An 8078-nucleotide genomic window follows, 5' to 3' on the forward strand; every position below is an offset into this window, starting at 1 on the left:
TGCCGGCCTACAGCAACGAAGTGATCCTGATGCTCAAGGCCAGCTCCCTGGCCAGTACCGTGACCCTGCTGGAACTGACCGGCATGGCGCGCACCATCATCGCCCGCAACTACCTGACGGTGGACATGTTCTTCACCGCCGGGGTGTTCTACCTGTTGATGTCGTTCATCCTGGTCCAGGCCTTCCGCCAACTGGAACGCTGGCTGCGGGTCGACGCCTGCCAGGGACGCTGATCTTCTCCCGCTCCCGCCAGGGAGCGGGCCTGCCCCGGACTCGACACCATGCCCGCCATCCTCCAAGGCCCCGCGCTGCTCGATCGCTTCCAGGCCCTGGACGGCTTCCTGCTTGAACACCAGGATCTCTGGCGGCCTCGTCCGTTCCAGCATCTGCACCTGCCGTGGGAAACCTCCTACCCGGAACTCGCCCAGTGGCTGCGCCAGCGCACCCTGGAAGACGCCGAGGCTGCCCACAACCACCCGGAACACCTCCAGGCACCCGCCCCCTTCGGCGAATTGGCCGCGCGCTCCGGGGCCCTGTCTGCCGTAGCCGAATGGCCCGGCCAGGCATTGCCGCCCCTGCGCCAGCGCCTCAGTGTCGACGTCCCCGGGCGCAAATGGCAGCAGATCGAAGCCTTCGCCGGCCGCCTGCACTTCACCCGGGCAACCGAGCACTGGCTCGACTGGTGTTCGGGCAAGGGCCACTTGGGGCGGCGCCTGCTGCAGCCCGGACAACAACTGACCTGCCTGGAATACGATCCGGCGCTGGTGACCAGCGGCGCGCAGCTGAGCCAGCACCACGGCCTGCCTGCCCGGCACCTGCACCAGGATGTACTGGCCGCCGACGCCGACCGCCACCTCGATGCCCGACACACCCCAGTGGCCCTGCACGCCTGCGGCGACCTGCATGTGCGCCTGATCCAGCTGGCCAGCCAGAACGGCTGCCAACAACTGGCCATTGCCCCTTGCTGCTACAACCGCACCAGCGCCAGCCGCTATCAGGGGTTATCCACAGCGGCCCAGGCATCACACCTGCAACTGTCCCTGGAGGACCTGGCCCTGCCCATGAGCGAAACCGTCACCGCCGGCGCCCGGGTGCGGCGCCAGCGCGACAGCTCCATGGCCCGGCGCCTGGCTTTCGACCTGCTGCAGCGGCAAGTGCGCGGGGTCGATGAATACCTGCCCACCCCGTCGCTGCCCAGCCACTGGCTGGACAAGCCCTTCGCCGACTACTGCCGCGACCTTGCCGCGCTCAAGGAGTTATCCACAGTGGGCCAGCCAGACTGGCCGGCCCTGGAAGCCGCCGGCTGGCAGCGCCTGGCCCAGGTGCGCAACCTGGAACTGCTGCGCGGCCTGTTCCGCCGGCCATTGGAACTGTGGCTGGTGCTGGACCGGGCATTGTTTCTGCAACAGCAGGGCTACCAGGTACGCCTGGGCACCTTCTGCCCTGCGCACCTGACCCCGCGCAATCTGCTGCTTCTGGCGGAGCGTTGAGAGCCTGCGACGGCCTGTCGCGACCTGTGGATAAGTCTGTTGATGGAATTCAATGAAAGCCCATGAAAGCCTGGCCTGGAGCCAAAAACAGAGGCTGGTCATTTTTTGTTCACAAAATAAACCGTCGAAAAAACAGCCAGTTGCGCAAGGAATGAGAAACGGTCCACAAAACCGGCCCGTCCAGGCCCTGGCAACCCATCCGTTGTGCATAAACACCTGAACGAACGGGCATAACGCCCTCTCGTCCAGGCCGTTTCCACAGGCTCTGTCACCTCCTGCCGCGGGCTATTCGTCCGCTCGCGCCGGGATCCACCATTCTTCGCCCCGGGCGGTACTGATGTACTCCGGCCAACGGAAATCGTGGGGCACCTTGAAGTCCTCGGGCAGCAGCGGCGCCTGCCAGCGACTGCCGCCGATACCGCCACCGGTGCGCTCGACGAACTCGGCCTTGGCCGCGCTGAGCAACGCCTCGTCGGTCAGCAGGTCCACCAGGGTCGCGGCAATGGTCTTGGCCGCCACTTCGATCATCGGGTCGATGGTCTGGCGGATGCCGCCCAGGGCGTTGGACACCCAGTCCGGATAGACCGTGCCAGCTGGCGCGCTGAGCATCGGCCGGGCCACCAGCAGGCGCACGGTGGGGCAGTGCCAGGTGTATTCCGGGTAGTCATCGGAGGTCAGGTAGTTCTGCCAGGCGGGCATTTGCAGGCGCATCTGGCGCTCGCATTCCTGGGGTTCGATCAAGGCTTCGGTGGCCGGCAGAAATGGCCGTTCCATGGCTTCGAGGCCAAGGTTGCGCTGGATTTCCCGAGCGATCTCCCGGGCTTCTTCGTCCCACTGTGGAGCGCCCACCGCCGCCAGGTTGTCGTAGGTGGCCTGGGCCATGACGTGGTTGGGCAGGCCGCCCCGGGACTTGCACACCCAGGTCTTTTTCCAGCGGCAGCCGGTGGCCATGGCCGCCGCTGCGGCGTTGTTGTCCATGACCTGGGAGATGGTCTCGGCCTGCTCGATGGAATCGCAGCGCAGCAGGTACTGGATCTGCGACAGGTGCGGCGGCAGGTTGTCCGCGGTGGCCTGGCCGGCGGTGAGAATCGCCTCGTTGTAGCTCCACAGGCCGGTGAACGGCAGGGTCGAACGGCGCAGGCTTTCGTTCAGGGTGTAGAAATGCACCAGGGCGTCATTGGCCCCCGGCGCCCGGGCCGCCAGATGGTTCTGCGGGATCGGGCTGTAGCGATCGGCGGCGATCCAGTTCTGCGGATCCTCGCAGGTAAAGCTGTAGATGTAGGCGTAGGCGATGCCGCAGTGGGTGTCCCAGGTGGTGGTGTTGTTCAGCGGCAGCATGTAGGTGGGGTGGAAACTGATAGCGGCATCCAGGTCATCGTAGTAGCCCTTGGCGGCGTGGACCGGCTTGGAGGCGCGAAGCTTTTCCGCCGGCTCGCCGAAGAACCTGATGCTGCCCTGCAGGCCGAATTCCACCATGGTCGCCTTGGCCGCCAGGGCCCCGCCGAGGGCGCTGATGCCCAGGGCCGAGTGCGGGTCGGTGTGCCCAGGAGCGAAGCGCGACAGGCCATCGCGCGGCTGCTTGCGCGTAGTGGCCGCCTGGCAGTTGCCGGGCACCGCGTCGTATTCGCCGTAGGTGGCCAGCAGCGGTCCCTGGCCCTGGGTGAAGGTGGCGCAGAAGGCCGTGGGCATGCCGCCGCTGGCGCGCTCGACGGTGAAGCCCTCGGCTTCCAGCAGTTGCACGTACCAGGCGCTGGACTTGTATTCACGAAAGGCCGGCTCGGCGTAATGCCAGATGATCTGGTGCCAGTCCGACAGTTGCTGGCGGTGGCGTTCAACCCAATCCATGGCGAATTCTTTGTAACGGGACATCCGCGGCACTCCTGGTTATCCAGGTTCCGGCCGGCCGGCGCCAGGACGCCACAGCGCCCCCACTCGGCCTGCGGGACCTCTTGTTGTTATTAGGCTTGTCCGGTCGGCTACAGGCCGGATCGAGGCTCAGTATTGGTGAAGCGCCGATTACATCAATCGAATTTTTTAGGCGGCAATGTCAAAGTAAATTGACCAGTTTGCCGAGAGGTCGGCCCATACTGCGCCGCACTATGTGCGGAATACGAACGCCGTCGAACACAGGTTCCCTTGACCCGGAGGTTGTATGCGCTACCCCTCGATCACCGCCCTGCGCGCCCTCGACGCGGTCGCCCGGCTGGGCAGCGTCACTGCTGCCGCCCAGCAACTGAGCCTGACCCGCAGCGCCATCAGCCACCAGATCATCAGCCTGGAACAGAGCCTGGGTTTTGCCCTCACCGAACGGGTTGGGCGCGGCATCGGCCTGACCTACCAGGGCCAGTGCTATGCCCGGGAGGTGCGGCGCATCCTGGCCGACATCCAGGACGCCGGGCGGCGTTTCGACGGTCTGTCGGTGTCCGGAAAACTGCGCATCAGCTGCAACCCGGGGTTCGCCAGTTTCTGGCTGTGCAATCACATCAACGGTTTCCTGCGCCAGTACCCCCAGGTGCAGTTGCAAGTGGTCAGCCCGCGCTCCCAGGACGACACCAGCGACGCCGAAGCCGACCTGTTCATCGCCTATGGCATCGGCGACTGGCCGGGGCTGCTGGTGGAGCAGATCGTTACCCTGCGCTTCTCGCCGGTGTGCAGCCCGCGCCTGATCAACGCCATCGGCGGCCTGAAGACCCCACTGGACCTCAAGGACTTCCCGCTGATCCACATGAGCGACACCAGCGACTGGCGGGTCTGGCTGGCAGCGGCGGGCGCCAGTCAGGTCAACGCCGACAGCGGCATCACCTTCTCCGATGCGCACTGTGCCCAGTCGGCCTGCATCGCCGCCCAGGGCGTGGCGATTGGCGACAACCTGCTCAGTGGCGACGCCCTGGCCCGGGGCCTGCTGGTGCGCCCGTTCGACATCAGCATCAGCGCCTTGCGCGGCTACTTCCTGGTGATCGACCCGGCCAAGGCCGAGCGCTCGGTGGTCCAGGCCTTCAGCGCATGGTTGAAGAACCAGTTGCAGACCAGCGCCCAGCACATCTCGGACGCCCCCTCCGGCGAACCCTGAGGCGCTCGCGACTGGGAAATTTCACTCACCAATGAGACAAAAATTATTCCATTGATGTGGCGTTGCTTTTCACAATAATGAGCCGACCGCCTGCTGTTCCGACAATAAAAATTCCATAGCGCAGGCCGGCTTTGCGGGAGATCTCCGTAGTGTCCAGCAGTCCCTCGACTCAACTCAGCGCCCAAGGAATCAGCCAGTTCTACGGCAACTTCACTGCCCTGGACGGCATCGACCTCGACGTTCGCCAAGGCGAATTCCTCACCCTGCTCGGCCCCTCGGGCTCAGGCAAGACCACCCTGTTGATGATCCTCGCGGGCTTCCTCACCCCCAGCGCCGGCAAGCTGCTGGAGCGCGGTGTGGACATCAGCCGGCGGCCGGCGGAAAAACGCAACTACGGCATGGTGTTCCAGGGCTACGCGCTGTTTCCCCACATGAGCGTGGCCGACAACGTCGCCTACCCGTTGCGCATCCGAGGCGTGAAAGCCGAGGAGCGCCAGCGCCGGGTCAAGCACATCCTCGAAGTGGTGGGCCTGGGCGCCCACCTGAACAAGAAGCCGTCCGAACTTTCCGGTGGCCAGCAACAGCGCGTCGCCATCGCCCGGGCCCTGGTGTTCGAGCCGGACATGCTGCTGCTGGACGAGCCGCTCTCGGCCCTGGACAAGAACCTGCGCGAGCAACTGCAGACCGAGCTGCAACGCATTCATCGCCAGGTCGGCACCAGCTTCGTCTTCGTCACCCATGACCAGGGTGAAGCCCTGGCGCTGTCGACCCGCATCGCCATCTTCAACCAGGGGCGGCTGGCACAGATCGACACCCCGGAAACCATCTACGACCGCCCGCGCAACCGCTTCGTCGCCGAGTTCCTGGGCAAGATGAACCTGTTCCCGCTGCAAGGCATTTCCCGCAACGGCAGCCAGGCCAGCGGACGCTTTGGCGACAGCCCGCTGCAGGCCACCACGTCCGGGGAAATCAGCAGCCAGCCGCAATTGCTGGCGGTACGCCCGGAACACATGACCCTGCACACCGAGCGCCCGCAAGCCGGCGAGCACAACGTGCTGCCCGCCTGCCTCGGCGAGCGGGTGTACCAGGGCTCCAGCACCCACCTGGCGCTGAACATCAGCCCGGAACTGGCACCGGTGAACCTCTCGGTGCCCGGCGACCACCCCGGCGCCCGATTGCCCAGCGGCACCCCGGTGTGGCTGAGCTGGCCGGTACGCCACAGCTTCCTGCTGGAAGCCTGAGCCGGCCGCTCCCCCATCGCGCACAGCTCTCCCATAACAATAATCGGCCGGCGCGCCCTGCACCGGCCTCGCGAGGACTTGCCCCATGAGCCAGCACCATCAACGCGACTGCATTGAAATCCTCATCGAAAAAGCCCGCGGCGGGCAGGTCAGCCGCCGCACCTTCCTCCAGGCCATGGGCCTGCTGGCGGCGGTGCCCCTGGCATTGCGCAGCGGTATCAGCTGGGCCGCCGACAAGCCCCTGGTGGTGGTCAACTGGGGCGGCGACGCACTCAATGCCTTTCGCAGCGCCTGGACCGACAGCTTCACCAAGAGCACCGGCATCCCGGTGCGCATCGACGGCGCCGGCCCCACCGAAGGGGCCATCCGTTCGCAGCTGGCCAGCGGCCGGCCGAGCTGGGACGTGGTCGACGTGGACAGCTACAGCGCCATGACCCTGGGCCGCGACAAGGTCCTGCAACCCCTGGACTACAGTGTGGTGCAGCGGGACCTGGTGGCGCCGTCGCTGTCCCACGAGCACGGCATCGCCGGCTACCTGTTCAGCTACGTGATCGCCTGGGACAGCCAGAAGTTCGGCGACAACGGCCCCAAGGACTGGGCGGATTTCTGGAACGTGGAGAAATTCCCCGGCAAGCGCACCCTCTACAAGTGGATGAACGGCATGCTCGAAGCCGCGCTGCTGGCCGATGGCGTGGCCGCCGAGCAGTTGTACCCGCTGGACGTGCCCCGCGCCTTGCGCAAGATCGATGAGCTCAAGCCCCATGTCCTGTCGTTCTGGGGCTCGGGCGCCGAAAGCCAGCAGTTGATGATCGAAGGCGAAGCCTCCATGGGCGCCATCTGGCACACCCGCGCCACCCTGCTCCACGAAGACAGCGGCGGCCGCATCAAGTGGGGCTTCGACCATGCCTTCCTCAACGCCAGCAGCTGGGGCGTGCTCAAGGACAACCCCGCGGGCACCGCACCGGCCATGCAGTTCATCCAGCACGCCTTGCAGCCGGCCGGGCAACTGAAGCTGTTCGAGGCCCTGGGCAACGGCCCGTCCAACGCCGCCACCCAGCAACTGATGAGCGCCGAACAGCGGGAGATCAACTGCGCCTCCGAAGCCAACATGAAGAAGCAGATCTTCCTCGACACCCAGTGGTACGCCGACCACTACTCCAGCACCCTGGAGCAGTACCTGACCCACCTGTCCAAATGAGCCGCCAACCATGAGTGCAACCCGAACCGCACGCCTGGAACGCAGCCTGCTGCTGTTCCCGCTGCCGCTGCTACTGGTGGTGTTCTATCTGTTGCCGTTCTTCGGCGTGGTGAGCTGGAGCTTCACCCTGCCGGAGACGGGCTTGGGGCAGTACCAGCGCATCGCAACCGACCCGGCGATCCACGACATGCTCCTGCGCACCCTGCGCCTGTGCCTGACCGTGAGCCTCTTGGCCCTGGTGATCGGCTACCTGCTGGCCTACTGCTGGGTGTTCAGCCCGCCGTTCTGGCAACGCATGGTGGAGATCTGCGTGTTCATCCCGTTCTGGATCTCGGTGCTGGTGCGGGCCTTCGGCTGGCTGATCGCCCTGCGCAGCAACGGCGTGGTCAACGACAGCCTGCTGTCCCTGGGCTGGATCGATCACCCCTTGCAACTGACCCGCAACGAACTGGGGGTGGTGATCGGTATGCTGCACTTCATGATCCCCTATGCCCTGTTCCCGCTGCTGTCGAGCATGCGCCAGCTGGATCAACGGGTGCTGCTGGCCTCACGCGGCCTGGGGGCCGGCGCCCTGCGCACCTTCTGGCAGGTGCTGCTGCCGCAGACCCTGCCGGGGCTGCTGGGGGCCTTCATCATGGTCTTCGTGTTCTGCCTGGGCTTCTTCATCACCCCGGTGCTGCTGGGCGGTGGGCAGACGGTGATGATTGCCGAATACGTGTTCCTGCAGATGTTCCAGACCAGCAACTGGGGCCTGGGCGCGGCCCTGAGCCTGGTGCTGCTGACCCTGGTCAGCGCGCTGATCTGGCTGCTGATGCGCATCACCCGTGTCAATCGACTGGTGGGTTGAGGTCACTATGAATACACATCGCACTGCCCTGAGTACCCGGCTGATCGCCGTGGTCGCCATGGCCTTCATGCTGTTCCCGCTGCTGACGGTGATCCCGGTTTCCTTCACCGCCAAACGCTACCTGTCGATGCCCGACGGCCACTGGTCGCTGCGCCACTACGAGGCGCTGCTGAGCAACCCCGACTGGCTGTCGAGCATCGGCCAGAGCCTGGCCATCGCCAGCGCCACCAGC

General features: G+C 65.6%; 6 protein-coding genes and 2 pseudogenes. 7 read left to right on the forward strand and 1 reads right to left on the reverse strand.

Translation table 11 applies throughout. The annotated features are described in order from the left end of the window. A pseudogene (locus F6S12_RS28295) lies at positions 1 to 233 on the forward strand (ABC transporter permease); the annotation flags it as partial. Positions 234 to 281: 48 nt separating this feature from the next. Then, positions 282 to 1490 (forward strand): methyltransferase, encoded by a 1209-nt coding sequence (locus F6S12_RS28300; RefSeq protein WP_315869589.1) that lies wholly within the window; start codon positions 282 to 284, stop codon positions 1488 to 1490. 285 nt (positions 1491 to 1775) lie between these two features. Here F6S12_RS28300 and F6S12_RS28305 read toward each other — a convergent pair whose 3' ends face one another. Then, positions 1776 to 3359 (reverse strand): amidohydrolase, encoded by a 1584-nt coding sequence (locus tag F6S12_RS28305; RefSeq protein WP_161466411.1) that lies wholly within the window; start codon positions 3357 to 3359, stop codon positions 1776 to 1778. 283 nt (positions 3360 to 3642) lie between these two features. On the opposite strand from F6S12_RS28305, the gene F6S12_RS28310 reads away from it, so the two are divergent. From F6S12_RS28310 to F6S12_RS28330, 5 genes and pseudogenes are all read left to right on the forward strand, one after another. Continuing rightward, complete coding sequence (locus F6S12_RS28310; protein WP_011058712.1) at positions 3643 to 4560, forward strand: LysR substrate-binding domain-containing protein; 918 nt, start codon at positions 3643 to 3645, stop codon at positions 4558 to 4560. Between the two features lie 149 nt (positions 4561 to 4709). Continuing rightward, on the forward strand, positions 4710 to 5801 hold the full coding sequence (locus tag F6S12_RS28315; RefSeq protein WP_019093895.1) for an ABC transporter ATP-binding protein: 1092 nt from the start codon (positions 4710 to 4712) through the stop codon (positions 5799 to 5801). A gap of 85 nt (positions 5802 to 5886) precedes the next feature. Next, a complete protein-coding gene (locus tag F6S12_RS28320) occupies positions 5887 to 6999 on the forward strand; it encodes an ABC transporter substrate-binding protein (protein ID WP_015633809.1) in 1113 nt (370 codons plus the stop codon). A gap of 10 nt (positions 7000 to 7009) precedes the next feature. Continuing rightward, entirely contained in the window at positions 7010 to 7846 is an 837-nt protein-coding gene (locus F6S12_RS28325) for an ABC transporter permease (protein WP_047283525.1), read from the forward strand. A gap of 7 nt (positions 7847 to 7853) precedes the next feature. Next, positions 7854 to 8078: pseudogene (locus F6S12_RS28330) on the forward strand (ABC transporter permease); the annotation flags it as partial.

Source organism: Pseudomonas sp. JV245A (assembly GCF_032424515.1).
GTDB lineage: Bacteria > Pseudomonadota > Gammaproteobacteria > Pseudomonadales > Pseudomonadaceae > Aquipseudomonas > Aquipseudomonas protegens.

Coding starts and splice junctions, on each gene's coding strand:
- F6S12_RS28300 (WP_315869589.1), top strand. CDS start 282: ATGCCCGCCATCCTCCAAGGCCCCGCGCTGCTCGATCGCTTCCAGGCC.
- F6S12_RS28325 (WP_047283525.1), top strand. CDS start 7,010: ATGAGTGCAACCCGAACCGCACGCCTGGAACGCAGCCTGCTGCTGTTC.
- F6S12_RS28305 (WP_161466411.1), bottom strand. CDS start 3,359: ATGTCCCGTTACAAAGAATTCGCCATGGATTGGGTTGAACGCCACCGC.
- F6S12_RS28320 (WP_015633809.1), top strand. CDS start 5,887: ATGAGCCAGCACCATCAACGCGACTGCATTGAAATCCTCATCGAAAAA.
- F6S12_RS28310 (WP_011058712.1), top strand. CDS start 3,643: ATGCGCTACCCCTCGATCACCGCCCTGCGCGCCCTCGACGCGGTCGCC.